The organism is Streptomyces sp. NPDC051963, from assembly GCF_044593495.1.
GTDB lineage: Bacteria > Actinomycetota > Actinomycetes > Streptomycetales > Streptomycetaceae > Streptomyces.
In genome coordinates this window covers 944,101-970,036 of the sequence record NZ_JBIUCC010000003.1, presented here as the reverse complement: position 1 = coordinate 970,036, position 25,936 = coordinate 944,101, and the positions used below count along the sequence as shown (strand labels likewise).

The following is a 25,936-nucleotide window of genomic DNA, read 5'->3' as shown; positions in this document are numbered from 1 at the left end:
GCGGGCCCACCATGGCGGTCATTCCAGCCTCTTTGTATGTCATGAACGTGTCATGTCTGCGCACTATCCATCTTCTCAAGGAGACCCGCATGACCGTTCGCACCTCTCGCACCCTGCTCACCGCCCTTGCCGCACTCGCCCTGCTGGCCGCGGCACCGGCCGTCACGGCACCGGCCGCCGCAGCGCCCGCCGCAGTCGCGGCCGCCTGGGACAGCGACCGCGCGGCCGCCGCGTACACCGCCGACCCGGCCGCCGTCACCGCCTCCGGCAGCGAGAACGCCGGCACCGCACCCGGCCTCGCCTTCGACGGCAACGGCTCCACCCGCTGGGCCAGCAACTTCGCCGACGACGCCTGGCTCCGTGTCGACCTCGGCGCGACGATCCGCGTCGACCGGGTCGTCCTGGACTGGGAGGCCGCCTACGGCAAGCGGTATGTGCTGGAGGTGTCCAGGAACGGCACGGACTGGACGCCGTTCTACACGGAGACCGACGGAACCGGCGGCACGGTCACCGCGCACACCTACCCACAGGAGGTGACGGGCCGCTACCTCCGGCTGCGCGGCATCGAACGCGGCACACCGTACGGCTACTCGCTGTGGTCCTTCCGCGTCTACGGCGGTGAACCGGCCCCGGCGTCGACGACCCGCACCAACCTCGCCCTCAACCACCCGGCGTACTCCAACCTCTACCAGCACGCCGGGAATTCGCCCGCCTTCGTCACCGACGGCGGCCGGCCCGCGAACCTCAAGGACGACCAGACCCGTTGGTCGAGCGATTGGAACGCCGACCGCTGGGTCTCGGTCGACCTCGGCGCCACCTCGACGATCGACACCGTCGACCTGTACTGGGAGGCGGCCTACGCCGTCGACTACCAACTCCAGGTCTCCGACGACAACCGCACCTGGCGCACGGTGTACCAGCCCTCCGCGGCCGAGGTCGCCGCCCGCCGCGCGGACGTCAAGTCCCCCGCCGAGGCGGTCGGCCGCCACGACAGCGTGCGGCTGCCCGCCCCCGCGACCGGCCGCTACGTCCGGATGCTCGGCAAGGAGCGCCGCTCCTTCTACAACCCGGCGCCCGCCACGGCCCAATTCGGCTACTCCCTCTACGAGTTCGAGGTGTGGGGCACCGGCGGCAGCGGCTCGGCGGCCTACCCGGCCCTGCCCGGCGAGCAGTCGGGGACGTACCGGACGACGTTCTTCGACGACTTCACGGGGACGAGCCTCGACCGCTCCAAGTGGCGGGTCGTCAGAACCGGTCACGAGATGGGCCCGGTCAACGGGGAGTCCCAGGCGTACGTCGACTCCACCGACAACATCGCCACCCAGAACGGCAGCCTCCTGCTGAAGTCCAAGTACTGCAACGACTGCACCCAGACACCGGCCGGGACCTTCGACTTCACCTCCGGGCGCATCGACACCAACACCAAGTTCGACTTCATGTACGGAAAGGTCAGCGCCCGGCTGAGACTGCCGGTCGGCGACGGCTTCTGGCCGGCCTTCTGGCTGCTCGGCAGCAACGTCGACGACCCGTCGGTGTCCTGGCCCGCCTCCGGCGAGACCGACATCATGGAGAACGTCGGCTACGCGGACTGGACGAGCACCGCGCTGCACGGCCCCGGCTACTCCGCGGAGGGCAACGTCGGCGCCCGCCAGACATACCCCGGCGGCGGCCGCGCCGACGCATGGCACACCTACGCGGTGGAGTGGACGCCGACGGCCATGCGCTTCTACGTCGACGACCTCCTCGTCCAGGAGACGACCCGCAACAAGCTGGAGTCCACCCGCGGCCAATGGGTCTTCGACCACAACCAGTACGTGATCCTCAACCTCGCCCTCGGCGGCGCCTACCCGGCCGGCTGGAACCAGGTCACCACCCCGTACTGGGGTCTGCCGCAGTCCAGCGTCGACAAGGTCGCGGCCGGGGGAGTGCAGGCCGAGGTGGACTGGGTGCGGGTGGAACAGAAACGCTGACCCGTCACGGGAGAGCCGGAGGCCTGTCCGCCCGGGACAATTCGTTTGCCGTGCCCCCAACCCCCTGACAGGCTCGCGCCCATGCCGACGTTCTCCGCGCCCGACGGAACGACCCTCGCCTTCCATGTGTCCGGAGAGACCGGTCCTCCCGTGCTCTGCCTGCCCGGCGGCCCCGCCGCCTCCGCCTACCTCGGCGATCTGGGCGGTCTCTCCGCACACCGACAGCTGATCAGGCTGGACCTCCGCGGCACCGGCGACTCGGCGACCCCGCAGTCCATGGACACCTGCCGCTGTGACCGCATGGTCGACGATGTCGAGGCCCTCCGCACACACCTCGGCCTCGACCGCGTCGACCTGCTGGCCCACTGCGGAGGCGCCAACCTCGCGACCCAGTACGCCGCCCGCCACCCCGAGCGGATCAGCAGCCTCACGCTGATCACCCCGAGCACCCGGGCGGCCGGCCTCCCCGTCACCGGCGACGACCGCCGCGAGATCGCGCTGCTGCGCCGGGACGAACCATGGTTCCCGCAGGCGTACGCGGCGCTGGAGGAGATCGTCGCGGGCAGGCCCACCGCCGACGGTTGGCAGGCGATCGCCCCCTTCTCCTACGGCCGTTGGGACGACGTGGCCCGCGCCCACCAGGCCGCCTCCGACGCGGAGGACAACGGCGAGGTCATGGCCGCCTACGCCGCCGAGGGCGCCTTCACCCCGGACCCCACCCGCAAGGCCCTCGCCGACCTCGGCGCACACGTCCTCGTCCTCGCGGGCGAGGTCGACATGGCCGCCCCGCCCCGCGTGCCGGCGGAGTTGGCCGCTCTGTTCCCGGACGCGGAGACGGTCGTACAGCCGGGGGCGGGGCACTTTCCGTGGCTGGATGACGCGGAGTGGTTCACGGCGGTCGTAGCGGGGTTTCTCACACCCGCCCGGTGATCACCCCAAACGCTTACTGCATATGATGTGCAAGTGCACGACGACTACAACATCAGGCAGGCAGGCCCCGACGACCTGGACGGTGCGCGAGCCGTGATGCTCGACACCGTGTATCGAGACTTCGGTACCGGATATGTGCCCCGGTGGCACGCCGACATCATCGACCCGGGTGCCGCCTATCTGGCCCCGGCCCGCCACACGCTGCTGGTGGCGGTCGACGCGGAAGGCGCGGTCGTCGCCACCGCCGCGCTCGACTCCCGGGGCCCGGCCCATCCGCCGAACCCGCCGCAGGTCGCCGAGCGTTTTCCGTCCGGTGGGACCGCACAGGTGCGCCGGGTGTACGTCCGGCCCGAGCACCGCAGGCGGGGGCTCGCCGGGCGGCTCGTGGACGAACTGATGGTGCTTGCGCGGGCGGACGGCGGCTATCGGGCCGTGTATCTGCACACGGATCCCACGGTGCCGGGCGCCGAGGGCTTCTGGCGGTCGCTGGGCAAGGTGGTGCACGACGAGCGCGAGGATGCGGGCGGCGGTCAGGGCATCGTGCACTTCGAGATACCGATGGGGCGGTGAACCTGGTGCGCCGTTTCCTCAAGTCCCTGCTCCTCGTCCCGGTGCTCACCGGCTGCTTCGCCTCAGGTGGTGGCTCCGCCGGCGGCGACGCGGCCTCCGGTTCCCGGCTCCGGGTGGCCCTCGCCTTCCCGCCCGCCGAGAACCTCTCGCCGTACGGCGCGGACGCGACGATCCTCAGCCGGCTCGGCGTCACCGAGAGCCTGACCGCCCTGGACGCCAACGGCTCCGCGGCCCCGGCGCTCGCCGCGTCCTGGAAGCAGGAGAGCGACCGGACCTGGCTGTTCACCCTGCGGGAGGCCACCTTCCAGGACGGCACCGACGTCACCGCGTCCGCCGTGGCCGCAGCCCTCACCCATGCCACCGAGGCCAAGCCCGAGCCCGCCGCCCTCTCCGGCGTCACGCTCACCGCCGAGGCCGAGGGCAGCACCGGCGTCCGCATCACCACCGAGGACCCCGACCCCGTCCTCCCCCTGCGCCTGTCCAGCCCCGGCCTGGCCGTGCTCTCCGCCAAGGCGTACGACGGCAAGGACCGCATCGACCCGGTGGGCACCGCCACCGGCCCCTTCGAGCTCACCAAGGTGACCGGCAGCACCGCCGCCACCCTGGACCGCTTCGACGACTACTGGGGCGGCCGCGCCCAGGCCTCGGGCGTCGACGTGAGGTTCATCGCCGACGGCACCGCCCGCGCGAGCGCCCTGCGCACCGGCGAGATCGACCTCGCCGAGGCGATCCCGGTCGCCCAGGCCGCGACCCTCGACGAGGACACCCGCAAGGCGACGGCGACGACCCGGACCACCAGCCTGCTGCTCAACACCGCGTCCGGCACCTTCAAGGACGCCGGGCTGCGCGCCGCCGCCCGCGAGGCCATCGACACCTCCACCCTCGCCGACGGCGTCTACGAGGGGTACGCCGATGCCGGTACCGGCATCTACGGACCCGCCGTGACCTGGGCCGAGGGCAAGCGGACCGGGCCCGTCGGGCGGGCGAAGGCCGCGGCGCCCGACGGAGCGACGGTCACCATCGCCACGTACGACAACCGGCCCGAGCTCCCGGAAGTCGCCCAGGTGCTGAAGCAGCAGCTGGAGAAGGCCGGGTTCAAGGTCGAGCTGGAGGTGCGCGAGTACTCGCGGCTGGAGAGCGACGCGCTGGACGGGACGTTCGACGCCGTCGTGCTCGCTCGCAACACCCTCGTCGACACCGGCGACCCCCTGGCCGTCCTCGCCAGTGACTACACCTGCGCCGGCGGCTACAACCTCGCGCAACTCTGCGACAAGGGCGTCGACGCGGCGGTGGCGAAGGCCGAGGGCCGCGCCGACACCGACCGGCGGCAGGGCGCGGCGATGGCGGCCGAGGCGGCGATCCTCGGCACCGACGCCGTCGTTCCGCTGGTCCACCAGCAGATCATCACCGGCGTGGGCACCTCGGTCAGCGGCGCGCTCCTCGACCCGTACGAGCGCACCCTCGTCGGCACCGGCACCCGGCGCTGACGCATGCGGCAGCACACGGCCGCGCTTCTGTGGCGGGCCGCACTCGCGGCCACCCTGGTGTGCGCGATCGGTCTGCTGCCGTGGCTGGCGCGGACCGATCCGGCGCTCACCGTGCTCAAGGCCCGGTCCGCCGACCGTGACCCCACGCCCGAGGTGCTGGCGGACATCCGCGCCCGACTCGGCCTGGACGCCGGTCCGTTCCACCTGCTCGGCGAGTGGCTGAGCGGCCTGTGGCGCGGGGACGCAGGGCGGTCGTGGCTGTCCGGCAACGAGGTCACGCCCGATGTGCTCCAGGCCCTGGGCGTGTCCCTGCTGCTGATGGCGGTGGCGCTCGCGGTCGCCGTCCTCACGGCCGGGGCGATCTGTGCCCGCACCCTGGCGCGCGGCCGGCGTGCACGGCGCACGGCCGGGAGCGGTTCCGCCGTCCTCGCCGCGCTGCCCGAGTTCCTCACCGCGTCCGTGCTCGCGACCGTCGTCGGTGTCCAGTTGGGCTGGCTGCCCGCACTCGGCTGGTACGGACCCCAGTACACGCTGCTGCCCGCGCTCGCCCTCGGCCTGCCCGCCGGGGCCGTGCTCGGGCGGCTCCTCGACGACCTGCTGCCCGGCGCCTTCGCCGAACCCTGGGCGCTCGCCGCCGACGCCCGCGGAATACCCCACGGGAGGATCGCCCGGCACGCGCTGCGCCGCTGTCTGCCCGGACTGCTGCCCAACGCCGGTCTGTTCGTGGTCGGTATGACCGGCGGCTCCGTCGCGGTGGAGCAGATCTTCGACATCCCCGGCCTCGGCCGTACCACCCTCCAGGCCGCCCTCGCCCAGGATCTGCCCGTCCTCCAGGCCGGCACGCTCGTCCTCGTCCTGCTCGCCGCCGTGGCCGCGGGCGCCGCGGGCCTCCTCACCCGCCTGCTGATCGGCCCCGCCCTGCGCGAGGGCGCCCTGACCTCCCTGCACCGGCCGGCCCCGCCCGCCCGCGGCATCCTGCCCCTCGTCCACGGCGGGCTGCTCCTCGGTGTCGTGGCGCTCGGCCTGCCCCGCGACCCGCTCGCCCTCGACACCGGCGAACGACTCAAGGCGCCGTCCCCGGCCCACCCGTTCGGCACCGACGCGCTCGGCCGGGACATGCTCGCCCGCGTCGGCCACGGCGCCCTCGACACCCTGCTGCTCGCCCTCGCCATCGGCGCCGCCGCGCTGCTGACCGGCGTACTGCTCGGACTGGTGCCCCGGATCTCCGGACCGCTCGTCGACACCGTCAACGCCGTACCGCCGGTCCTGCTCGCGCTGCTCGTCACCGCCGTCGCGGGCAGCGGCACCCTCACGCCCGCGCTCGCCGTGGGGTCCGTCGCCTGGGCGCCGCTGGCCGCCCACACCTCCGCGCTGCTGCGGCAGGAACGCGCCGCCCTCCACATCACCGCCACCCGCGGCCTCGGCGCCGACCGCTGGTACGTGCTCCGCCGCGATCTGCTCCCCGCCGTCCTCCCGCCCGTCACCCGCCACGCCCTGCTGCGGCTGCCGGGCACCGCCCTGGCCCTCGCCTCGCTCGCCTTCCTCGGCCTCGGAGCGCAGCCGCCCGACCCGGAGTGGGGCCTGCTGCTCGCCGAGAACCAGCCCTACGCCGAACGCGCTCCGTGGGCGGTCCTCGCCCCCGCCGCCGTACTCGCCCTGCTCGGCGCACTCGCGGTGAGCGCGGCCGGCGGAGTCTCCGGCACCCGGAATTCCGGCGACCGGAAATCCCTCACCCGGAAAAGGGAGTTGGCCGTCTCCGGAGCGGAGACCCGATGACCACGCGGACACTCGACCCGGGTGCCCGGCTGTCTCCGCTGCTGCACCTGCTGATCCTCACCCAACTCGCCTTCAACATCGGCTTCTTCGCCGTCCTGCCCTTCCTGGCCGAGCACCTGGGGCAGTCGATCGGCCTGGCGGGCTGGCTGGTCGGCTTCGTGCTGGGCCTGCGGACCTTCAGTCAGCAGGGGCTGTTCGTGGTGGGCGGGGCGCTGGCCGACCGGTACGGCGTCCGGCCCGTGGTGCTCGCGGGCTGTGCGCTGCGTATCGCCGGGTTCGCCTGGCTCGGGTACGCGCAGGAGACCTGGTCCGTCATCGGCGCCGTGCTGCTCATCGGGTTCGCCGCCGCGCTGTTCTCGCCCGCCGTGGAGTCCGAGGTCGCCCGGCAGGCCGTGGTGTGGGAGGAGTCGGGCGGCGGCTCGCGCACCCGCGTGCTGGCGCTGTTCACCGTGGCCGGACAGGCCGGGGCGTTCGTGGGGCCGCTGCTCGGCGGACTGCTGCTGTCGGTGGACTTCCCGGCGGTCTGCCTGGCCGGAGCGGGCATCTTCGTCCTCGTCCTCGCCGGGCACGCGTGGCTGCTGCCGCAGCACATCCCGGGACGGTCCCGTGTCGCGTTCCGCGGCGGCATGAAACCGCTGCTCCGCAACCGCCGCTTCCTGGCGCTGTGCTGCGGATACGGCGCCTATCTGCTCGCCTACAACCAGCTCTACCTGGCCCTGCCCGCCGAGGTGGAGCGCGCGGCGGGTTCGCAGGCGCCGCTGGCCTGGCTGTTCGCGCTGTCGTCGCTGCTGGTGGTGACCGCCCAGCTGCCGGTCACCCGCTGGGTGGGGGAGCGGCTCGCGATGCGCCGGTCGATGGTGGCCGGACTGCTGCTGATCGCCGCCGGGTTCGTGGTCGTCGCCGCCGCCCGCCCGGCAGGCCGGACCGGCACCGCGGGGCTGCTGCCCGCGGCGGGCTTCGTGGTGCTGCTCACCCTCGGCCAGATGCTCGTCGCCCCCGTCGCCCGGGCCTGGGTCCCCGACCTCGCGGAGGAAGGGCGGCTCGGCCTGTACACCGGGGCGCTCTCGTCGGTCTCCGGTCTGATCGTGCTGGCCGGCAGCTCGGCGACGGGTGCCCTGCTCGACACCGGACTGCACCCGGCCGTGCCCTGGCTGGTGCTGGCCGCCGTACCGCTCACGGCGATCGGACTGCTGCCGCGCCGCACCTGACCGGTCAGCTCGCGACGAGTTCGGGCCGCGAGAGCACTTCCTGCTCCGGTGCGTCCTTCTGCTCCGGCACGTCCTCGATCCGCGACGTCCGCCACAGCCACAGCACGTCCCGCCCGAACGACCACACCAGAAGCCCCAGCGCCAGCGCGACGACCCCGAAGGTCGCCGCGTACGGCAGCAGGCCCGAGGCGCCCGTCAGCAGGAACACGCCCTGGAGCGCGGCCACCGTCTTGCGGGCGGTGCTCGGCGGCAGCTCGGCGTTGAGCCACGGCCAGACACGGGCCGCGGCGACGAAGGCGTAGCGCATACCGCCGATCACCAGCACCCACGGGCCCAGGGACATCGACACGTACACGCTGAGCACCAGGATCAGAAACGCGTCGACCTCCATGTCGAAGCGGGCGCCGAGCGGTGTCGAGGTGCCGGTGCGGCGGGCGACCTTGCCGTCGACGCCGTCCAGGATCAGGGCCACCGCGGTCAGACCGACGAACAGCGTGACCGGCGGGGAACTCTCGAAGGAGTCCGCGACCAGGGCCGTGATCCCGCCGACGAGGATGGAGCGGCCGAGGGTGACGCGGTTGGCGGGTCCGAAGGACTGCAATCGGGACCTGTGCAGGGCCCGGGAGAGTACCGCCCAGGTGGCGATGGCGAACGCGAGTCCGGTCAGCCAGCCCGCAGGCCCCATACCGATCGCCGTGCCGAGCAGGGTCAGCAAAAGAATTTGCACACCCGCTCCCACAGCGGTCTCCTGCTGGACGAGCCTCGCGTCGTAAGTGTGGTTCAGGGCCACCGAACATTCCTCCGGCCGTGTGACAGAGTCGATCAACGCCGCTACGTTGTGCGCGGCCTGTGCACCTCTCCGTACGTGAGCAGCTTCCCGATCGTTCAGGAGGATTCCGATGAACCGCACCGCACGAGCCTTCTGGATCGACTCGCCTGGGCGCGGTGGGATACGCGAGGTGGACCTGCCCGGATGTGCCGCGGACGAAGTACTGGTACGCACGCTCTTCTCCGGGGTGAGCCGTGGCACCGAGACGCTCGTCTTCCGCGGCGGCGTGCCCGAGAGCCAGCACGCCGCGATGCGGGCACCCTTCCAGGAGGGCGAGTTCCCCGGCCCGGTGAAGTACGGCTACCTGAGCGTCGGCGTCGTGGAGGAGGGACCGGCGGCACTGCTCGGCCGTACGGTCTTCTGCCTCTACCCGCACCAGACGCGGTACGTCGTCCCGGCCGCCGCCGTCACCGTGGTGCCCGAGTCGGTGCCCGCCTCCCGCGCCGTGCTGGCCGGCACCGTGGAGACCGCCGTGAACGCCCTGTGGGACGCGGCGCCCCTGGTCGGCGACCGGATCGCCGTGGTCGGCGGCGGCATGGTCGGCTCCTCCGTGGCCGCGCTGCTGGCCCGCTTCCCCGGCGTACGCGTCCAACTGGTCGACGCCGACCCGGGGCGCGCCAAGGTCGCCGAAGCGCTCGGCGTCGACTTCGCGCTCCCCGCGGACGCCCTCGGCGAACGCGATCTGGTCGTCCACGCCAGCGCCACCGAGCAGGGCCTCGCCCGCTCCCTCGAACTCCTCGCCGCCGAGGCCACGGTCCTCGAACTGAGCTGGTACGGCGACCGGCAGGTCAGCCTCCCGCTCGGCGAGGCCTTCCACTCCCGGCGCCTGGTCATCCGCAGCAGCCAGGTCGGCACCGTCTCCCCGGCCGGCCGTGCCGGGCGTACGTACGCCGACCGGCTCGCTCTCGCCCTTGACCTGCTCGCCGACCCCGCCCTCGACGCCCTCGTCACCGGGGAGTGCGGCTTCGAAGAACTCCCCGATGTGCTGCCGCGGCTGGCCTCCGGCGAGATCCCGGCGCTCTGTCACCTGGTCCGGTATGGCGACTCGGCTTGACGAACCGTTCAATCCGGATCGGCGGGAGCGCCTGACCTCCCAAAAAGGGGAACAGGTGGCTGAACATGGAATGGCAGGGAGCCGTACTACACGACATCCTCGACAGCGATCTGCCGAGGACCAGACGCGCCGCACATGGAGGGTCGTCCGTTGTTCAGCATCACCGTCCGCGATCACATCATGATCGCCCACAGCTTCCGCGGCGAGGTCTTCGGACCCGCGCAGCGCCTGCACGGAGCGACGTTCCTGGTGGACGCCACGTTCCGGCGCGAGCAGCTGGACGACGACAACATCGTCGTCGACATCGGACTGGCGACCCAGGAGCTCGGTGCGGTCGTCAGCGAGCTGAACTACAGAAACCTCGACAACGAACCCGACTTCGCCGGGATCAACACCTCGACGGAGTTTCTGGCCAAGGTCATCGCCGACCGGCTCGCCGAGCGGATCCACAAGGGCGCGCTCGGCGAGGGCGCCAAGGGCCTCGCGGGCCTCACCGTCGCGCTGCACGAGTCGCATGTCGCCTGGGCGAGTTACGAGCGTGCCCTGTGACCGACACGACCATGGAGCCCGCCACCGGCAGGGCCCTGGAGCCCACGCGGCTGGACTACGTACCCGTGCAGCACTCCGCTCTCCAGACCGCGGAGATCATCCCGATGTCCCTGCGCACCGTGCACTTCGTCATGCCGGGCGGCGTCGACGACCCGGCCCAGCCGAGCGGCGGCAACGCCTACGACCGGCGGGTGAGCCTGGATCTGTCGGCCTTCGGCTGGCAGGTCGAGAAGCACACCGTGGACGGCAGCTGGCCCCGGCCGGGGGCGGGCGCGCGCGAGGAACTCGCCCACACACTGCGGCAGTTGCCCGACGACACCGTCGTACTCCTCGACGGGCTGGTCGCCTGCGGCGTCCCCGAGATCATCGTCCCGGAGGCCGAACGCCTGCGCCTCGCCGTCCTCGTCCACCTCCCGCTCGGCGACGAGCGGGGTCTCGCGCCCGCCGTGGCCGCGGAGCTGGACGCCAAGGAGCGCACGGTGCTGCGGGCGGTCCCGGCGGTGATCGCCACGTCCGACTGGGCGGTCCGCCGGCTGGTCTCGCACCACGGGCTCGCCCCCGAGCGGGTCCATGTCGCCGCCCCCGGTGCCGACATCGCCCCCCTCGCCTCCGGCACGGACGGTGTCTCCCGGCTGCTGTGCGTCGCCGCGGTGACGCCGCGCAAGGGGCAGCACCGGCTGGTGGAGGCGCTGGCCGCGGTGACCGACCTGCGGTGGAGCTGCGTGTGCGTGGGCGGTCTCGGCCACGATCCGGAGTACGTTTCCGAACTGAGGTCCCTCATCGCCCGGTACGGCCTGGAGGACCGGCTGGTACTGGCGGGACCGCAGGCCGGCGCAGAGCTCGACGCGAGCTATGCCGCCGCCGACCTGATGGTCCTCACCTCCTACGCCGAGACCTACGGCATGGCGGTGACGGAGGCGCTGGCGCGCGGCATCCCGGTGCTGGCCACGGACGTCGGCGGCCTCCCGGAAGCGGTCGGCCGCGCCCCCGACGGCGGTGTGCCCGGCATCCTCGTCCCACCGGAAGACCCCCTGGCCCTCGCCGCCGAGCTGCGCGGCTGGTTCGGGGAGGCCGATGTACGACGCCGCCTGAAGGCGGCCGCCCGAGGACGGCGCGCCGCCCTCGACGGCTGGGCCACCACGGCCCGCAGCCTGGCCGCTGTGCTGGGCCGACTGCCGAACGAACCCAGGAGGGCGGCATGAGGAAGACAGCGACGACCCAGCGCAGCGGGATTCCGCCACAGCCGGGGCCACGAGAACTGCGGGACGCGATGCCGGGCCAGGAGAGCGCGACACCGGCGACGGACGCCGTCCCGTCGGCGGACTCCGTCATCCCCGGTGCCGGTCCCGCCGTCCGGCCCGGCGAGCGGCCCACCGTACGGCTGCGGGAGGACGGGCCCGAGGAGCCGCCGCGCTACGCCCCCGAGTGGCTGCAACTGCGGGAAGGGGCGGACGCCGTCGCGCGGGCGGGGGAACTGCTCGATCCGCTGCGGATCCGGCTGGCGAATCTGCCGGGGCGGGCCGGTGGGCTCGTCGTGCACGACCTGGGGTGCGGCACCGGATCGATGGGGCGCTGGCTGGCCCCCCGGCTGGACGGCGCCCAGCACTGGGTCCTGCACGACCGCGACCCCTACCTCCTCCACTTCGCCGCCGTGGCCTCCCCGCGCTCCGCCGCCGACGGCAGCCGCGTCAGCGTCGAGTCGCGCCGCGGTGACGTCGCCCGGCTCACCCCGGACGCCCTCGCCGGCGCCTCGCTGGTCACCGCGTCCGCACTGCTCGATGTCCTCACCCGCGAGGAGATCGACACCCTCGCCGCCGCCTGCACCGGCGCCGGCTGCCCGGCGCTGCTCACGCTCTCCGTGGCCGGACGCGTCGAACTCACCCCGTCCCACCCGCTGGACACGGAGATCGCCGAGGCGTTCAACACCCACCAGCGACGCTCCGGCCTGCTCGGCCCGGACGCGATCACGGCCGCCTGCGAGGCCTTCTCCGAACGCGGCGCGACGGTCCACATGCACCCCAGCCCCTGGCGGCTCGGCCCCGACGAGGCCGATCTCACCGCCCAGTGGCTGCGCGGCTGGGTCGGCGCGGCCGTCGAGGAACGCCCCGAACTGCGCGAACGCGCCGACGCCTACCTGCGCGAGCGCCTGGCGGCCTGCGCCGCGGGCGAGTTGAGCGTGGTGGTCCACCACACCGACCTGCTGGCGCTGTCCCGGCCGACGGGCGGGGCGTCATGAGCGCACAGACGGTGAGTGCCGAGGTGACGGCGCGGGCGGTCAGGGTGCGTGCGGCAGTCGGGGTCCGCGCGCTGGTGCGCGTCGGCACGGGCGGCCGCGGCACGCCGCCCGCCACCGCGACACCGACGGCTCCGGCCCACGCGAACGCACGGGAGGACGTCACGCCCGCCGTCGATCGCCGCCCCACCCTCCTGCGCCGTTTGCGCCCCCACCTCGGCACCATCGCGGGCGTCACCATCCTCGCCGTCCTGCTGTGGCGCATGGGCACCGGCGTCTTCCTGGACGGGCTGCGGCGCATCGATGCGACGACGCTGGTCGTGGCCGTCGGGATCGGCGTCGTCACCACCGTGCTGAGTGCCTGGCGTTGGGCGCTGGTGGCGCGTGGGCTCAGGATCCGGCTGCCGTTCTGGCCGGCCGTGGCCGACTACTACCGCGCGCTGTTCCTGAACGCGGCCCTGCCCGGCGGCGTCCTCGGGGATGTGCACCGGGCGGTGCGGCACGGGAAGAGCGAGGGTGACGTCGGTCGCGGAGTGCGGGCGGTGGTGATCGAACGGGCCGCCGGGCAGGCCGTGCTGGCCGTCGTCGGTGCCGCGGTACTGCTGACCATGCCGTCACCGGTGCTGGACCGGGCCCGGCAGTTCGCGCCGCTGCTCCTGTTCGCGGCGCTGGGCGCGTGCGCGGTCCTCATCGCGCTGCGCATGAACCGGACGTCCTCCCGCCGCGGACGCGCCCTGCGCTCGACGCTCGGCGAGGCCCGCCAGGGACTGCTGTCCCGCAGCAACTGGCCCGGCATCGTCGTGTCGTCCGTCCTCGTGCTGGCCGGACACCTCGCGATGTTCGTGCTCGCGGCCCGCGTCGCGGGCTCCGCCGCCTCCGTCGCCGTACTGCTGCCGATCGCCGTGCTCGCCCTGCTCGCCATGGGCCTGCCGCTGAACGTCGGCGGCTGGGGACCCCGGGAGGGCGTCACCGCCTGGGCGTTCGGCGCCGCCGGGCTCGGCGCGAGCAGCGGACTCGCCGTCGCCGTCGTGTACGGCGTGCTCAGCTTCGCGGCGAGCCTGCCCGGCCTGCTCGTCCTGGTCGTCCGCTGGTACACGGGACTGCGCGCACCGGCGGACGGGCACTACCCGCGTTCGTCACCCGTGAACCTCGTGAGCAAGGACACATACGCGCCGAAGGAATCCGCGAGGCTCTCCAGCAACGCCTTCCCTTTTTCCGGCGAACCCAGCGAAGGACGCCCGATGACACCCGAATCGGTATAGGCGGACATTCCGCGGGTCAGCAGATGACGCCGGTCGTCCGCGACGAAATCCCCGGTCTCATAACCGGCCCCTACCAATTCGGGATGAGCGTGCAGAAGGATGGAGGTCTCTATTTCCCCCGCATGCATGTCCGTCAGCAGCGAGGTCCGCACCCCCGCCCGCTCCCGCGCCGTCTCCCAGTCCTCCGCGGCCGGGAACAGCGCCATCGACTCACCCTGCGCGGAGGATTCCTGAACGACGTTTCCCAGTACATAGTTTCCGCCGTGCCCGTTGACCAGCACCAGGGCGTCGACGCCCGACCGGCGGAGCGAAGCCGCTATGTCCCGTATCACCGCGTGAAGGGTGACGGAGGAGATGCTGACGGTCCCCGGCCAGGCCGCATGTTCGTGCGAGCAGGAGATCGTCACCGGAGGAAGGAGGTGCACCGGGTGAGCGGCGGCGATCTCGCGTGCGACGGCACAGGCGACGAGCGTGTCAGTGGCGAGCGGAAGGAAGGGGCCGTGCTGTTCGAAGCTCCCGACGGGGAGGACGGCGATCTGCCGTGAGACGCCTGCCCCGCGTGTGCGTACGTCTTCCGTGGTGTCCGCCGGCAACAGCCCGTATGCCGCCGAACGCGTTCCCGAACCACTCATTTCCTCACGGCCTTTCGTCTCTGCTTAGGAACCAGATCATGACAGAAAACATTGGCGTACTCGGCAAGAAGTCTCCACAGCGGACCGGCGTCGAACGCGTCGTGAATGCGCCCTTGCCCACGGTGTACGGGGAATTCCGCGCGGTCGGCTATCTCGACCACGATCGCGGAGATGAGCAAGTGGCCCTGGTCCACGGTGACATCGGCACGGACGACGTCCTCACCCGGCTGCATTCCGAATGCCTCACCGGCGACGCCTTCGGCTCCCAGCACTGCGAGTGCGGCGATCAGCTCGCCTCCGCGCTGCGCGCCGTCGTCGCCGAGGGGCGCGGTGTCGTCGTCTACCTGCGCGGGCACGAGGGCCGCGGCATAGGTCTGCTCGGCAAGCTGCGGGCGATGGCCTTGCAGGCGGAGGGCCTGGACACGGTCGAGGCGAACCTCGCCCTCGGGCTGCCGGTGGACGCCCGCGACTACGGCGTCGCCGCCCGGATCCTCGACGACCTGGGCGTGCGCTCGGTCCGCCTGCTGTCGAACAACCCGCGCAAGCGGGAGGCGTTGCTGGAGCACGGCATCAAGGTCGCCGAGCAGGTCCCGCTGCTCATCCCGCCGTGTGAGAACAACATCACCTATCTGCGGACAAAGCGGGAGCGTCTCGACCATCACCTGCCCCATCTGGACGCTGTGGCGCACTGGTCCTGATTCCCGTGGCTCCGGTCCGGACAGGAAGAGGGAATGACCGAAGACGTCCTCTTCCTCTCCGGGGACCAGGTGCGGCGCCTGCTCGGCGTCGACACGGCGATCGCGTCGCAGCGCGCGGCCTTCGCCGCCCTCGGCGCGCACCGCGCCGACCTGCCCGGGAAGATCATGCATCCGAGCCGCTTCGACGACAGTGTCGTCTTCTCGTACGTCTCCCGGCTGTCCGCCGACACCGGTGCCGTCGCGAAGTTCGGCAGCGTCAACCCGGGCAACGCGGCGGCGGGCCTCCCCACCGTGCATGCCGTGATCACCGCGCTCGACCCGGACACGGGCCGCCTCGCCGCCGTCCTGGACGGCACCGCGGTGACGACCCTGCGCACGGCCGCGGGCAGCGCCGTCGCCGTCGACGCCCTGGCCGTTCCCGGCGCCGCGGACCTCGCCCTGCTCGGCTCCGGCACCCAGGCCCTCGCCCACGCACGGGCCATCTCCCGGGTGCGGGACCTGAAGTCCGTACGAGTGTGGAGTCCGACCCCGGAGAACCGCGCCCGCGCCGCCGCGGCCCTGGGCGCCGAACTGGGCGTCGCCACCGAGCCGGTCGGCACCGCCGAGGAGGCCGTGACCGGAGCGTCGCTGGTCGCCGCCTGCACGCTCAGCGCCACTCCGGTCGTCCGCGGACAGTGGCTCGCGCCCGGCTGCACGGTGGTGAGCGTCGGGTCGTTCGAGCCGACCCGTCGGGAGGTCGACGCCGACGTCCTACGGCGGTCGGCGGCCGTCGTCGTCGACGACGTGGCGACCGCGGCGGAACATGCGGGACCGGTCGTGGACGCCCTGCGGGAAGGTCTGCTCACCACGGACGACCTGGTCCCGCTCGGCGCCGTCGTCACCGGCCGGCGCACCGCACGGACCGCACCCGGCGACATCGTCCACTACAACAGCGTCGGACTCGGCATCCAGGACGCCGCGGCGGCCTGGGCCGTGATCCACGCCGCCAAGGAGGCACCAGCGTGAAGCTTCAGGCTCGGGTCGTCGTCATCGGCGGCGGGGTGATGGGCACGAGCATCGCCTACCACCTCGCCCGCGCCGGCGTACGGGACGTCGTCCTGGTCGAACGGGACGAACTCGCCGCCGGATCCACCTCGAAGGCCGCGGGCGGAGTCCGGGCGCAGTTCTCCGACGAGCTCAACATCCAGCTCGGCGCGCGCAGCCTGGAGGCCTTCGGCCGCTTCCAGGACGAGATCGGCCACGACATCGGGCTGCACCGGGTCGGCTATCTCTTCCTGCTGTCCACGCCCGAGGAGGTCGCGGGCTTCGAGGCGGGCGTCCGGCTGCAGAACTCCCTCGGCGTGCCCAGCCGCATGATCGACCCGGCTCAGGCGCAGAGGCTGTCCCCGCTCATCAGCACGGACGGATTGCTGGCGGCCGCGTTCTCGCCGGACGACGGCCACTGCACCCCGGAAGCCGTGGTGCACGGCTACGCGGCCGCCGCCCGCGAGTACGGCGCGCGCGTCCTGCGGCACACCGACGTCACCGGCATCGAACGGGACGGCGACACCATCACCGCCGTGCTGACGACCCTGGGCCGGATCACCACCGACACCGTGATCTGCGCGGCCGGCGCCTGGTCACGGGCCGTCGGCGCCATGGCGGGCGTGGATCTGCCGGTCGAGCCGTTACGCCGCCAGATCGCCGTCACCGAACCGGTCCGGGGGCTCCCGCCCGACCTGCCGATGACCATCGACTTCACCACCAGCCTCTACTTCCACACCGAGGGCCCCGGCCTCCTCCTCGGCATGTCCGACCCCGAAGAGCGCCCCGGCTTCGCCTCCGACCCCCACGACCGCTGGATCCCCCGGCTGTACGAGGCCATGCAGCGCCGCGCCCCAGCCCTGACCGACCTGCGCCGCACCGGCGGCTGGGCGGGCCTGTACGAGAACACCCCCGACCACAACGCCCTGATCGGCGAGGCGACTTCACCCTCCCGTTTCCTCTATGCGACCGGCTTCTCCGGCCATGGCTTCCTCCAGGGGCCCGCCGTCGGCGAGGTCGTCCGCGACCTGTACCTCGGCCGCGTACCCTTCGTGGACGTCAGCCCGCTCAGCGCCGGCCGGTTCGCGGCCGATGCCCCGCGTCCGGAGGCCAATCTCGTATGACCGAGCTCCACCTGTGGCTGCGCCACGAGGTCCGCTCCACCGAGCGCCGTACACCGGTCGTGCCGTCCGACGCACGGCGCCTCGTCGACAGCGGAGCGGTGCTGACCGTCGAGGAGTCGCCGCAGCGGATCTTCCCGATCGAGGAGTACGAGGCGGTCGGCTGCCGGGTCGCGGCGGCGGGCTCATGGGTGTCGGCGCCCGGGGACGCCGTCGTCCTCGGGCTGAAGGAACTCCCCGACGAGCCGGGCACGTTGACGCACCGGCACATCTTCTTCGGTCACGCCTACAAGCGGCAGCCCGGCGCGGCGGACCTGCTGCGGAGGTTCGCCGCCGGCTCGGGGGCGCTCCTCGACCTGGAGTACCTGGTGGACGACGACGGCCGCCGGCTCGCCGCCTTCGGATTCTGGGCGGGCTATCTGGGCGCGGCCCTGGCGGTGCTCCGGCACCGGGGCCGGCTCCGGGCGCCGCTGCGGCCCACGTCGAAGGAGGAGCTGGACGACGCGCTCCAGGCGTCCGGGGAGGAGTTCACCGCGCTGGTGATCGGAGCCCTCGGCCGCAGCGGGCGCGGCGCGCGGGTGGCCCTGCACGTGGCCGGGGTGGATCCGACCTGCTGGGACCTCGCCGAGACCCGCGACCTGGACCGCCGGGCCCTCCTCGACCACGACGTGCTGGTCAACGCCGTACTCGCCACCACCCCCATCCCGCCCTTCGTCAGGGAGGAGGACCTCGACGACCCGGCCCGCCGTCTGCGCACCCTGTGCGACGTCACCTGCGACGTCGGCTCGCCCCTGAACGTGCTGCCGGTCTACGACCGGGTCACCGACTGGACGGACCCGGTCCGCCGTCTGCGCAAGGAACCCCCGCTGGACCTCATCGCCATCGACAACCTGCCGTCCCTGCTGCCCCGGGAGTCCAGCACCGACTTCTCGGCGTCCCTGCTGCCCCAGCTGCTGGGGTTCGAGACCGGCGGGCCGTGGGGGCGCTGTCTGGACAGGTTCCACCAGGCCTGCCGTGAACTCGGCATCTCAGAAGGGGAGTTCCGCCATGCGTGATGTCGTGCGGGCGAGCGGCACCGTCCACTGGATCGGCGCCGGTCTGTCCACGGGCGGCGGCCTGGCCGTGCTGTGCGACACCGCCGAGCGGGTACGGCTGTGGCACCGCACCGAGAAGCGCGCCGCCCGGGCCCTCGACGAGCGGGGTCTCACCGGTCGCGCCGAGCCCCGTGCGTACACGCTCGACGCGCTCACCGCCGAGCTGGCGCCCGGTGATGTCGTCGTATCGATGCTGCCCGCGCCCGAACACGCCGGGATCCTGGCGGCCTGTGTGCGGGGGAGAGCGCATTTCGCCTGCTCCAGCTATGTGTCGGACGCGGTCCTGGAGCTGGTGCCCGCGGCCGGGTCGGCCGGGACCGTCGTTCTCACCGAGGCCGGTCTCGACCCCGGCATCGACCATCTCTTCGCGCACAGCCTGGTCGCCCGGGCCCGGGAGGAGATCGGCGACGAGACGGCGGCGTCGTACAGCCTCACCTCGTACTGCGGCGGTGTCCCCGCGGTCCCGAACGATTTCAAGTACCGCTTCAGCTGGGCCCCTGCGGGTGTGCTGGGCGCCCTGCGCTCGCCCGCCCGTTACATCGAGGACGGTGCGGAGACGGTCGCCGACCGTCCCTGGGAGGCGACCCGGGAGCATGTCGTCGACGGCGAGACCTTCGAGGTCTACCCCAACCGCGACAGCATGCCCTTCGTCGAGCAGTATGGACTGCCGCCCGCCTGGAAAGCGCGGACCTTCGTTCGCGGCACGCTGCGTCTGGAGGGCTGGCTGCGGGCCTGGGACGGCGTCTTCGAGGAGTTGAAGGCGGGTGACGACGCGCGGATCGCGGCGCTGGCACAGGAGTTGGCGGCCGCCTACCCGACCACGGAGGCCGACCGGGACCGGGTGGTTCTGGCGGTGTCGCTCACGGTGAACCAGTGGTCGGGCGGCTACCTCCTCGACCTGACCGGCGACGCTGCGGAGAGCGCGATGGCCCGCTGTGTCTCCCGCACCCTCGCGCTCGGCGTCCGGCACATCCTGGACGGCTCGCTGCCGCCGGGCCTGAACCGCGCCGCCGAGACCGCGGCCCGGTCGCAGGAGTGGCTGGGCGAACTCGGCCGCGAGGGTGTCGAGTTCACGCTGCGCTGATCAGTCCGTGACGGCTTCGTGCACGTGCCTCTTGAGGTCGGGGAACATCGTGTGCGAGGTACGGGGCCGTACCTGCGTCATGAACTGCACGGTCAGATCGCGGCTCGGGTCGACCCAGAACGTCGTCGTCGCGGCCCCGGTCCAGCCGTACGTGCCCAGCCCGGAGGGCGCCAGGGTGCGGGCCGGGTCGATCACCACGGAGACACTGAAGCCGAAGCCGACGCCCGTGTTGCCCGGCTCGTCGTGCGGGCGGCTGCCGAAGGAGCGCAGATCGGCGCCGCCGGGGAGCTGGTTGGCGGTCATCAGGTCCACGGTCTCGGGGGCGAGCAGGCGGACGCCGTCGAGTTCGCCGCGGCGCCGCAGCAACTCCATGAAGCGGTGCATGTCGTACGAGCCGGCCACCATGCCGCCGCTGCCGGACAGGAACCTCGGTCTGCCGTGCAGCGGCAGCCCGGGGATCCGCTCGATGGTGCCGCCCTCGGTCTCGCCGTACAACTCGGACAGCCTGCCCGCCTGTTCGGCGGAGACCTGGAATCCGGCGTCGGTCATCCCGAGCGGTCCGAAGATGCGCTCCCTGTAGAACTCGTCGAGCGACTGCCCGGACGCGACCTCGATGACCCGGCCCAGGACGTTCGACCCCACCGAGTAGTTCCACTGCGTGCCCGGCTCGAACTGGAGCGGCAGACTCGCGTACACGTCGATCGTCTCGGCCAGGTTGGCGCCCGGCGGCACCGACGACTCCAGGTTGGCCTCGCGGTAGAGGGCGTCGACGGGGTGGGAGTGGTAGAAGGCGAAGGTGAGGCCGGAGGTGTGGGTGAGCAGATGCCGGATCAGCATCGGGCCGGCGGCCGGGCGGGTCCTCAGATCGGCGCCGGAGCCGCTGTCGTACACCCGGGCGTCGGCGAAGGCCGGCAGGTGCGCGGCGACCGGGTCGTCGAGCGACAGCTTGCCCTCCTCCATCAGCAGCAGCACGGCGACCGCGGTGACCGGCTTGGTCATCGAGTAGATCCGCCACAGCGTGTCCGCCTCGACGGGCAGTCCGGCCGCGACGTCGCGCCGGCCGTGCGTCGTCAGATGGGCGACACGTCCGCCGCGCGCGACGGCCACCAGGTAGCCGGGAAGTCGTCCCTCGTCGACGTAGTGGGCGAAGTACTGGTCGAGCCGGTCCAGCGCCTTCCCGTCCAGTCCCACCTCGTCCGGTTCGACCTCTTGTCGCAGCAGTGCCATTCCGTGCCCTCCGTAGCGTCTCTCGAGGTGCGGTCCGACATACCCCGCCGGAACGCCCTCAGACCTCATGGTCGCGTAGGAATGCGTATCCGGCCGCCCCGTCGGGCACGATTCACACCCGACGTGGCGCAACGCACAGACAACGCGAGCCCCACCACCGCCCCGGCCCGGCCCGACGTTCATCGCAGCACGCGAGGGTCGGGCCGAGGAACTATGCGGGTGCGGGTCCCCTGTGGCTGGTCGCGCAGTTCCCCGCGCCCCTTGGGTAGGACACGGCCCGCTTCGTACAACGAACCGGCGGGGGCTGTGCGACGGTCAGGACGGTGCCATCCGGCGGTTCACCTGGCGTTGCCGAGATGGGCGTCCGGGGCCGCTCGGAGCAGCGGCTCGAAGTTCTCGGTGTTCGTGGCGGAACATCAGCTCGTACATGCCGCAGGCCCGCCTCGGAATCGTCCATGGAGGAATGCGGCGGGCCCTCGCTCCGGTTGTCCCCGACATGACTCACGACTCGTCTCAGGACGCACTGCTGGCGCTGCTCTCCGAGACCAAGGCCGGGGTGCTGGTCACCATCAAGGGCGATGGGCGGCCCCAGTTGTCCAACGTCAACCACGCCTACTACCCGGACGAGCGGATCATCCGGGTCTCGGTCACGGACGACCGCGCCAAGACCCGCAATCTGCGCCGGGACCCCCGCGCCTCGTACCACGTGACCACGTCCGACGGCTGGGCCTACACCGTCGCCGAGGGCACGGCCGACCTCGCGCCCGTCGCGAAGGACCCGTACGACGGGACGGTCGAGGAGCTGATCCGCCTCTACCGTGACGTCAGGGGCGAGCATCCGGACTGGGACGACTACCGGGCCGCGATGGTCCGCGACGGTCGCCTGGTGCTGCGCCTTCGGGTGGAGCGGGCCTACGGCATTCCCCGGCGGTCCTAGCGGGCGGCCCCTTCCGGGGCTGGCCTGCGCGGCGTGATCAATGGGGCACATGTGGTGATTTATTCGCGCGACGCCGTGACGGAGGGCGAGGCGGTGCACGAACTCATGCTGATGTGCGACGACCTCGACGCCACGACCGCCGATCTGACCGAGCGGGGCGTGGAGTTCAGCCGACCCGTCCAGGACGCGCCCTGGGGCCGGGTGACGGGCTTCCGGCTGCCGGGCGGGGGCGAGATCTCCCTGTACGAGCCGCGCCACCCGCGCGCCCAGCACCGGCCGCCTCCTGCGCCCACGTCTCCAGCCACCCGGCGAACTCGGCTGCTTTGTCGGGCCAGTTGAAGTCGGCGAGGGCCGCCGCGTGGCCGCGCCTGGCCGAGGCCACGCGCAGTTCCGCGTCCGCGCCGAGCCGCCGTATGGCCTGCGCGGCCGCGAGCGGATGTCCGTACGGGACGACGAGACCGCAGCCGTGCCGCTCGACCAGTTCGGCGGCCAGCGGCGTGGGCGTGGTGACCACGGGGACGCCGTGCGCCATGTACTCGACGACCTTGGTGGGGCGCGAATGGCGGTAGTTGGGCTGGTCGTGGAGGAGGGAGAGGCCGGCCAGGGCCCCGGGGAGCAGGGCGAGTGCGCGGTCGTTGGGCAGGAAGCCGTGCCAGTGCAGGAAGCCGTCCCGGTGGGCCGCGTCGAGAGCGTCCCGTACGTCGGCGTCCGCCGCCCCCACCACGTCGAGGTGCAGGTCGGCCGGGAGGAGCCGCGCCGTCTCTATGAGGTCGAGCGCGCCGCGGGCCCGGGACAGATGGCCGACGTAGACGACGCGTTCGGTACCGGGTGGTTCGGGCGGGTGCGGCGGTGCGGCCGGGTGGTTCGGCACCACCGGGTGCGTGCGGCGAAAGCGTTCCTGGTAGGCGTCCTCGGCGAGCAGGAGGCGCAGATGACGTTCCGCCAGCCGCTCCGCCGCCCGTACGCCCAGCCGCAGCGGCGGTCGCAGCGCCCGCGGCAGCCAGCGTTTCATGGTCAGCGCCGCCACGGTGTCCTCGTGTACGTCCCACACCACCACCGGCGCGGTCCCGGACCGCCGCCAGCGGCGCAGGGTGCCGGGCAGGGCCAGCAGCAGTTCCGGGTCGTGCAGCAGTATCACGTCCGCCTCGTGCCCCCGCTCCACCAGCAGGGCGCGGGCCGCCGACACGGCCGCACGGCGCCTGCGGCCGGCGGCGCGGGGCAGGTCCACGCCTTCGAGGTCCGGGCGCGGCGGCACCTCGCGTGCCGTGAACGGTGCCGCGTACACGATCCGGTGGCCCCGGTCCCGCAGCGCGGCGATCTCCCGGTGCAGGATGCGCGCGTCCTCGGGGTGGTGGACGACGGTGACGACGAGTATCCGCATCTGAGCACCTTTCGACTCCGCGCCCAGGAGCCTTCGAACCGCGCGCGGGAGAAGGGGAGTTGCCTACAGCACCTCGACGCCGGGCCGGAAGATCCGCCCCCGGGTGTCGAACAGCAGCCGGGCCTCGTCGGCGAGGGCCGGGAGGTCGTACGCGGAGTGGTCCTGGAGCAGGATCGTCAGGTCGTGCGCGCGCACCCCGGCCATCAGGTCGACGACACGCGGCACGGCCACCCCGTCCACGGACCACGCGGGCACGAACGGGTCGTGGAAGGCGATCTCGGCCTCCCGTTCCCGCAGCAGCCGGGCCACCGGCACCGCCGGCGCCTCGCGCTGGTCGGCGACGTCCGGCTTGTAGGTGACACCCAGCAGCAGGACGCGGGTGCCGTGCAGTGCGCGGCCCTCGTGGTTGAGCAGATCCTGGGCGCGCCGGACGACGTACTCCGGCATATGTGCGTTGATCTCCCGGGCGAGTTCCACGAACCGGAACTCGTAGCCGATCGAACGCACCTTGTACGACAGGTAGTTGGGGTCGATGGGGATGCAGTGTCCGCCCACCCCGGCGCTCGGCCGGAAGGCCTGGAAGCCGAACGGTTTGGTGCCCGCGCAGCGGATCGCGTCCCAGACGTCGACGTGCAACTCGCGGCAGAGGATGGTGAGTTCGTTGACGAGGGCGATGTTGACGTGCCGGTAGGTGTTCTCCAGCAGCTTGGCCATCTCGGCCTCGCGGGTGCCCTTCGCCTGGACGACCGTGTCGACGATCTTGCCGTAGAAGGCGGCCGCGCGCGCCGCACATGCGGGGGTGCAGCCGCCGACCACCTTCGGTATCTCGCGCAGTCCGTGCGTGGTGTTGCCGGGGTCGATGCGCTCGGGTGAGAACGCCAGCGCGAAGTCCTGGCCCGCGCGCAGCCCCGACTCCTCCAGCAGCGGCCGTACGACCTCTTCGGTGGTGCCCGGATAGGTGGTCGACTCCAGGACGACCAGTTGTCCGCGGCGCAGCCGGTCCGCCACCGCCCGCACCGCGGAGGTCACCGCGCTCAGATCCGGGCCGCCGTCCGCGCTGAGCGGGGTGGGTACGCAGATGACGATCGTCTGCGCACGGGCCAGACAGGCGTCGTCGGTGTACGCCGTGAATCCGGCGGCCCGCATGCTGCGGACGTCGTCGTCGGACACGTCGTCGACATGGGAGTGCCCGGCGTTCAGGCCCTCGACGACCCGTGGGTCGAGGTCGAGCCCCGCGACTCTGAGGCCGACCGCCGACGCCTCCCGCGCTAGCGGCAGTCCGACGTAGCCGAGTCCGATGACGGCCAGTTCGAGGCCGTCGGCCTGTTCTTCCCCGAGCGATTCGCTCAATTCCCCGAGCGGTTCGGCCTGTTCGTCCTGCATAGGGATTCTCCGCCCTCGATGCGGACACCGTGTCTCAGACGCATCCAAGAGCGCGATACGCCTCGCGGGTCGTGGCAGCGACCCTCTTCCATGTGCGGTCACGCGCTACCAGCGCGCGAGCGGATGCCCCCCACTCATGCCGCCGTTTTTGACTGTAAAGCAATAGTTCGAGAGCTTCCGCCCAGGAATGTGGCGATTCAGCTGGGATCAATTCTCCGTTCACCTGGGGTTTCACCAGTTCCCGCAGCGCGGCGAGATCGCTGGCGGCCACCGGGACACCGCTCGCCATCGCCTCGACCGGCTTGAGCGGCGTGACCAGCCGGCAGACCCGGTCGTCGGTGCGCGGCACCGCGAACACGTCCAACACCGCGTGATAGGCCCGCACTTGGTCGTGCGGCACCCGGCCGGTGAACAGGGCGACGCCGTCCCCCAGGCCCAGTCGGCGGGCCATCGCCTCGAGCGTCCGCCGCTCGGGTCCCTCGCCCACGATCAGCAGCCGCAGCGGGACGCCGCGCCGCCTCAGCTCGGCCCCCGCGAGGAGCAGTGTGTCGATTCCCTCGTATGGAGTAATGCTGCTGACGGTGCCGACCACAAACTCGTCCGCGCCGATGCCGAGTCGGGCCCGCAGCTCCGTTCCGCCCGGCGGCGGGGCCAGGAACGCCTCGTCCACCGCGTTGGGCACGATCAGAACCCGCTCCTCGGGCACCCCGCGGGCCACGATCTCGGCCTTCATCGCCACGCCCAGCGTCAGCACCAGATCGGCCTCGCGCATGCAGTGCGTCTCCAGGGCGCGCCGCGCGCGATACGTCTCGTCGTCCGGACTCCGGCCCGGCGCCCGGGCCAGCCAGGTCTCCTCCAGGAAGCCCCGCACCTCGTACACCACCGGCAGCCCGTAGGTCTCGCGCAGGGCCAGGGCCACCCGGCCGTTGCCGTGGTCGCTCGCCGCGTGCAGCACGGCCGGCCGCAGCCGCTCCACCAGTCGCCCGGCCAACTCGGCGTTGCGCGCCAGCACCGCGCCCTGGCCGTACGGCAGCCGCAGCGGCAGCAGCCGGTGCTGCGGCACCCCGCCCACGATCTGGAGCGGGCGCGCGTCCAGGACGCCCTGCGCCACCGGAAAACCGATGCGCGTCACCACATGCGCATCGAGCCCGCCCGCCCGCTGGGCCACGGCCAGCGCCTGCGTGCGCACCGTGTAGCCGGCGTGCTTGAACGGCACCCCGTTGGTGACCAGGTGCAGCACCCGGCCGGGAACGGGCCGGATCACCCGCCCGGCCGGTGCCCGTACCCGTGCGGCGGACGGGGTCGCGGTCGGCCCGGCCGTACGGGCGCGCGCGGCGAGCCGCCCCTCGACCGGCCCGAGCCCGCGCCGCACCCGTCCCGGCAGCAGGCGCACGCCGAGCAGCGCGGCCCGGACGGGATCATGCCGCAACTCGCCCCAGGCCACGGATGCGGCCAAGCTGAGTGCACGGGGGACATATCGATACATGT

Annotated in this window: 22 protein-coding genes and 2 pseudogenes; 18 read left to right on the top strand and 6 right to left on the bottom strand. The window is 72.6% G+C overall.

Annotated features, from left to right (window positions below):
• Positions 1-89 precede the first annotated feature (89 nt).
• The 6 genes from ACIHFB_RS16565 to ACIHFB_RS16540 all read left to right on the top strand — a co-directional run bounded on the left by ACIHFB_RS16565 (position 90) and on the right by ACIHFB_RS16540 (position 7,941).
• Complete coding sequence (locus tag ACIHFB_RS16565) at positions 90-1,970, top strand: discoidin domain-containing protein (protein WP_400127111.1); 1,881 nt, start codon at positions 90-92, stop codon at positions 1,968-1,970.
• A gap of 81 nt (positions 1,971-2,051) precedes the next feature.
• Positions 2,052-2,900: an alpha/beta fold hydrolase gene (locus tag ACIHFB_RS16560; protein ID WP_400127110.1), complete on the top strand. Its 849-nt coding sequence runs from the start codon at positions 2,052-2,054 to the stop codon at positions 2,898-2,900.
• 96 nt (positions 2,901-2,996) lie between these two features.
• Complete coding sequence (locus ACIHFB_RS16555; RefSeq protein ID WP_400127175.1) at positions 2,997-3,470, top strand: GNAT family N-acetyltransferase; 474 nt, start codon at positions 2,997-2,999, stop codon at positions 3,468-3,470.
• Positions 3,467-4,957 carry an ABC transporter substrate-binding protein gene (locus ACIHFB_RS16550; RefSeq protein ID WP_400127109.1) on the top strand — a complete coding sequence of 497 codons (1,491 nt, stop codon included), beginning with the start codon at positions 3,467-3,469 and terminating at the stop codon, positions 4,955-4,957. Before ACIHFB_RS16555 ends, ACIHFB_RS16550 begins: the two co-directional genes overlap by 4 nt.
• 3 nt (positions 4,958-4,960) lie before the next feature.
• On the top strand, positions 4,961-6,733 hold the full coding sequence (locus tag ACIHFB_RS16545) for an ABC transporter permease subunit (protein ID WP_400127108.1): 1,773 nt from the start codon (positions 4,961-4,963) through the stop codon (positions 6,731-6,733).
• Positions 6,730-7,941, top strand: coding sequence for an MDR family MFS transporter (locus tag ACIHFB_RS16540; protein ID WP_400127107.1), 1,212 nt, complete (start codon positions 6,730-6,732; stop codon positions 7,939-7,941). Before ACIHFB_RS16545 ends, ACIHFB_RS16540 begins: the two co-directional genes overlap by 4 nt.
• Positions 7,942-7,945: 4 nt before the next feature.
• Here ACIHFB_RS16540 and ACIHFB_RS16535 read toward each other — a convergent pair whose 3' ends face one another.
• On the bottom strand, positions 7,946-8,731 hold the full coding sequence (locus ACIHFB_RS16535) for a CDP-alcohol phosphatidyltransferase family protein (RefSeq protein WP_365286565.1): 786 nt from the start codon (positions 8,729-8,731) through the stop codon (positions 7,946-7,948).
• Between the two features lie 109 nt (positions 8,732-8,840).
• Between ACIHFB_RS16535 and ACIHFB_RS16530 the strand changes: the two genes are divergently transcribed.
• The 5 genes and pseudogenes from ACIHFB_RS16530 to ACIHFB_RS16510 all read left to right on the top strand — a co-directional run.
• Positions 8,841-9,824, top strand: a complete 984-nt coding sequence (locus ACIHFB_RS16530; protein WP_365286567.1) for a zinc-binding alcohol dehydrogenase — start codon at positions 8,841-8,843, stop codon at positions 9,822-9,824.
• A gap of 150 nt (positions 9,825-9,974) precedes the next feature.
• A complete protein-coding gene (locus tag ACIHFB_RS16525) occupies positions 9,975-10,373 on the top strand; it encodes a 6-carboxytetrahydropterin synthase (RefSeq protein WP_210587728.1) in 399 nt (132 codons plus the stop codon).
• Positions 10,374-10,384: 11 nt separating this feature from the next.
• Positions 10,385-11,575, top strand: coding sequence for a glycosyltransferase family 4 protein (locus ACIHFB_RS16520; protein ID WP_365286705.1), 1,191 nt, complete (start codon positions 10,385-10,387; stop codon positions 11,573-11,575).
• Positions 11,572-12,609 (top strand): class I SAM-dependent methyltransferase, encoded by a 1,038-nt coding sequence (locus ACIHFB_RS16515; protein WP_365286570.1) that lies wholly within the window; start codon positions 11,572-11,574, stop codon positions 12,607-12,609. Before ACIHFB_RS16520 ends, ACIHFB_RS16515 begins: the two co-directional genes overlap by 4 nt.
• Positions 12,606-13,655: pseudogene (locus ACIHFB_RS16510) on the top strand (YbhN family protein); the annotation flags it as partial. The gene ACIHFB_RS16515 and the pseudogene ACIHFB_RS16510, both read left to right, overlap by 4 nt.
• A 74-nt stretch (positions 13,656-13,729) precedes the next feature.
• Here the strand turns inward: ACIHFB_RS16510 and ACIHFB_RS16505 are convergent.
• Entirely contained in the window at positions 13,730-14,500 is a 771-nt protein-coding gene (locus ACIHFB_RS16505; protein WP_365286572.1) for a creatininase family protein, read from the bottom strand.
• 38 nt (positions 14,501-14,538) lie between these two features.
• Here ACIHFB_RS16505 and ribA point away from each other — a divergent pair, with 38 nt between their 5' ends.
• The 5 genes from ribA to ACIHFB_RS16480 are packed head-to-tail and all read left to right on the top strand — an operon-like array spanning position 14,539 to position 19,520.
• On the top strand, positions 14,539-15,198 hold the full coding sequence (ribA, locus tag ACIHFB_RS16500) for a GTP cyclohydrolase II (RefSeq protein WP_365286574.1): 660 nt from the start codon (positions 14,539-14,541) through the stop codon (positions 15,196-15,198).
• A gap of 33 nt (positions 15,199-15,231) precedes the next feature.
• Positions 15,232-16,203: an ornithine cyclodeaminase family protein gene (locus ACIHFB_RS16495; RefSeq protein WP_365286577.1), complete on the top strand. Its 972-nt coding sequence runs from the start codon at positions 15,232-15,234 to the stop codon at positions 16,201-16,203.
• Positions 16,200-17,345: an FAD-binding oxidoreductase gene (locus tag ACIHFB_RS16490; protein ID WP_365286579.1), complete on the top strand. Its 1,146-nt coding sequence runs from the start codon at positions 16,200-16,202 to the stop codon at positions 17,343-17,345. The genes ACIHFB_RS16495 and ACIHFB_RS16490 overlap by 4 nt, the downstream gene beginning before the upstream one ends.
• On the top strand, positions 17,342-18,397 hold the full coding sequence (locus ACIHFB_RS16485) for a saccharopine dehydrogenase (protein WP_365286581.1): 1,056 nt from the start codon (positions 17,342-17,344) through the stop codon (positions 18,395-18,397). Before ACIHFB_RS16490 ends, ACIHFB_RS16485 begins: the two co-directional genes overlap by 4 nt.
• A complete protein-coding gene (locus ACIHFB_RS16480) occupies positions 18,390-19,520 on the top strand; it encodes a saccharopine dehydrogenase family protein (protein ID WP_365286583.1) in 1,131 nt (376 codons plus the stop codon). The genes ACIHFB_RS16485 and ACIHFB_RS16480 overlap by 8 nt, the downstream gene beginning before the upstream one ends.
• On the opposite strand, the gene ACIHFB_RS16475 is transcribed toward ACIHFB_RS16480, so the two are convergent.
• Positions 19,521-20,747, bottom strand: a complete 1,227-nt coding sequence (locus tag ACIHFB_RS16475; RefSeq protein WP_365286585.1) for a serine hydrolase domain-containing protein — start codon at positions 20,745-20,747, stop codon at positions 19,521-19,523. It lies immediately after the preceding gene.
• 496 nt (positions 20,748-21,243) lie between these two features.
• Here ACIHFB_RS16475 and ACIHFB_RS16470 point away from each other — a divergent pair, with 496 nt between their 5' ends.
• Positions 21,244-21,684: a PPOX class F420-dependent oxidoreductase gene (locus tag ACIHFB_RS16470; RefSeq protein ID WP_400127106.1), complete on the top strand. Its 441-nt coding sequence runs from the start codon at positions 21,244-21,246 to the stop codon at positions 21,682-21,684.
• Positions 21,685-21,789: 105 nt separating this feature from the next.
• A pseudogene (locus ACIHFB_RS16465) lies at positions 21,790-21,852 on the top strand (extradiol dioxygenase); the annotation flags it as partial.
• Here the strand turns inward: ACIHFB_RS16465 and ACIHFB_RS16460 are convergent.
• The 3 genes from ACIHFB_RS16460 to ACIHFB_RS16450 all read right to left on the bottom strand — a co-directional run bounded on the left by ACIHFB_RS16460 (position 21,851) and on the right by ACIHFB_RS16450 (position 25,934).
• Positions 21,851-23,065, bottom strand: a complete 1,215-nt coding sequence (locus ACIHFB_RS16460; protein WP_400127104.1) for a glycosyltransferase — start codon at positions 23,063-23,065, stop codon at positions 21,851-21,853. The pseudogene ACIHFB_RS16465 and the gene ACIHFB_RS16460 overlap by 2 nt on opposite strands.
• Before the next feature lie 63 nt (positions 23,066-23,128).
• Positions 23,129-24,448 carry a nucleotide sugar dehydrogenase gene (locus ACIHFB_RS16455; RefSeq protein ID WP_400127103.1) on the bottom strand — a complete coding sequence of 440 codons (1,320 nt, stop codon included), beginning with the start codon at positions 24,446-24,448 and terminating at the stop codon, positions 23,129-23,131.
• Positions 24,449-24,482: 34 nt separating this feature from the next.
• Complete coding sequence (locus ACIHFB_RS16450) at positions 24,483-25,934, bottom strand: glycosyltransferase (protein ID WP_400127102.1); 1,452 nt, start codon at positions 25,932-25,934, stop codon at positions 24,483-24,485.
• Between the last annotated feature and the right edge of the window lie 2 nt (positions 25,935-25,936).

Coding starts and splice junctions, on each gene's coding strand:
- ACIHFB_RS16565 (WP_400127111.1), top strand. CDS start 90: ATGACCGTTCGCACCTCTCGCACCCTGCTCACCGCCCTTGCCGCACTC.
- ACIHFB_RS16560 (WP_400127110.1), top strand. CDS start 2,052: ATGCCGACGTTCTCCGCGCCCGACGGAACGACCCTCGCCTTCCATGTG.
- ACIHFB_RS16555 (WP_400127175.1), top strand. CDS start 2,997: ATGCTCGACACCGTGTATCGAGACTTCGGTACCGGATATGTGCCCCGG.
- ACIHFB_RS16545 (WP_400127108.1), top strand. CDS start 4,961: ATGCGGCAGCACACGGCCGCGCTTCTGTGGCGGGCCGCACTCGCGGCC.
- ACIHFB_RS16540 (WP_400127107.1), top strand. CDS start 6,730: ATGACCACGCGGACACTCGACCCGGGTGCCCGGCTGTCTCCGCTGCTG.
- ACIHFB_RS16530 (WP_365286567.1), top strand. CDS start 8,841: ATGAACCGCACCGCACGAGCCTTCTGGATCGACTCGCCTGGGCGCGGT.
- ACIHFB_RS16520 (WP_365286705.1), top strand. CDS start 10,385: ATGGAGCCCGCCACCGGCAGGGCCCTGGAGCCCACGCGGCTGGACTAC.
- ACIHFB_RS16515 (WP_365286570.1), top strand. CDS start 11,572: ATGAGGAAGACAGCGACGACCCAGCGCAGCGGGATTCCGCCACAGCCG.
- ACIHFB_RS16505 (WP_365286572.1), bottom strand. CDS start 14,500: ATGAGTGGTTCGGGAACGCGTTCGGCGGCATACGGGCTGTTGCCGGCG.
- ribA (WP_365286574.1), top strand. CDS start 14,539: ATGACAGAAAACATTGGCGTACTCGGCAAGAAGTCTCCACAGCGGACC.
- ACIHFB_RS16495 (WP_365286577.1), top strand. CDS start 15,232: ATGACCGAAGACGTCCTCTTCCTCTCCGGGGACCAGGTGCGGCGCCTG.
- ACIHFB_RS16485 (WP_365286581.1), top strand. CDS start 17,342: ATGACCGAGCTCCACCTGTGGCTGCGCCACGAGGTCCGCTCCACCGAG.
- ACIHFB_RS16480 (WP_365286583.1), top strand. CDS start 18,390: ATGCGTGATGTCGTGCGGGCGAGCGGCACCGTCCACTGGATCGGCGCC.
- ACIHFB_RS16475 (WP_365286585.1), bottom strand. CDS start 20,747: ATGGCACTGCTGCGACAAGAGGTCGAACCGGACGAGGTGGGACTGGAC.
- ACIHFB_RS16470 (WP_400127106.1), top strand. CDS start 21,244: ATGACTCACGACTCGTCTCAGGACGCACTGCTGGCGCTGCTCTCCGAG.
- ACIHFB_RS16460 (WP_400127104.1), bottom strand. CDS start 23,065: ATGCGGATACTCGTCGTCACCGTCGTCCACCACCCCGAGGACGCGCGC.
- ACIHFB_RS16455 (WP_400127103.1), bottom strand. CDS start 24,448: ATGCAGGACGAACAGGCCGAACCGCTCGGGGAATTGAGCGAATCGCTC.
- ACIHFB_RS16450 (WP_400127102.1), bottom strand. CDS start 25,934: ATGTATCGATATGTCCCCCGTGCACTCAGCTTGGCCGCATCCGTGGCC.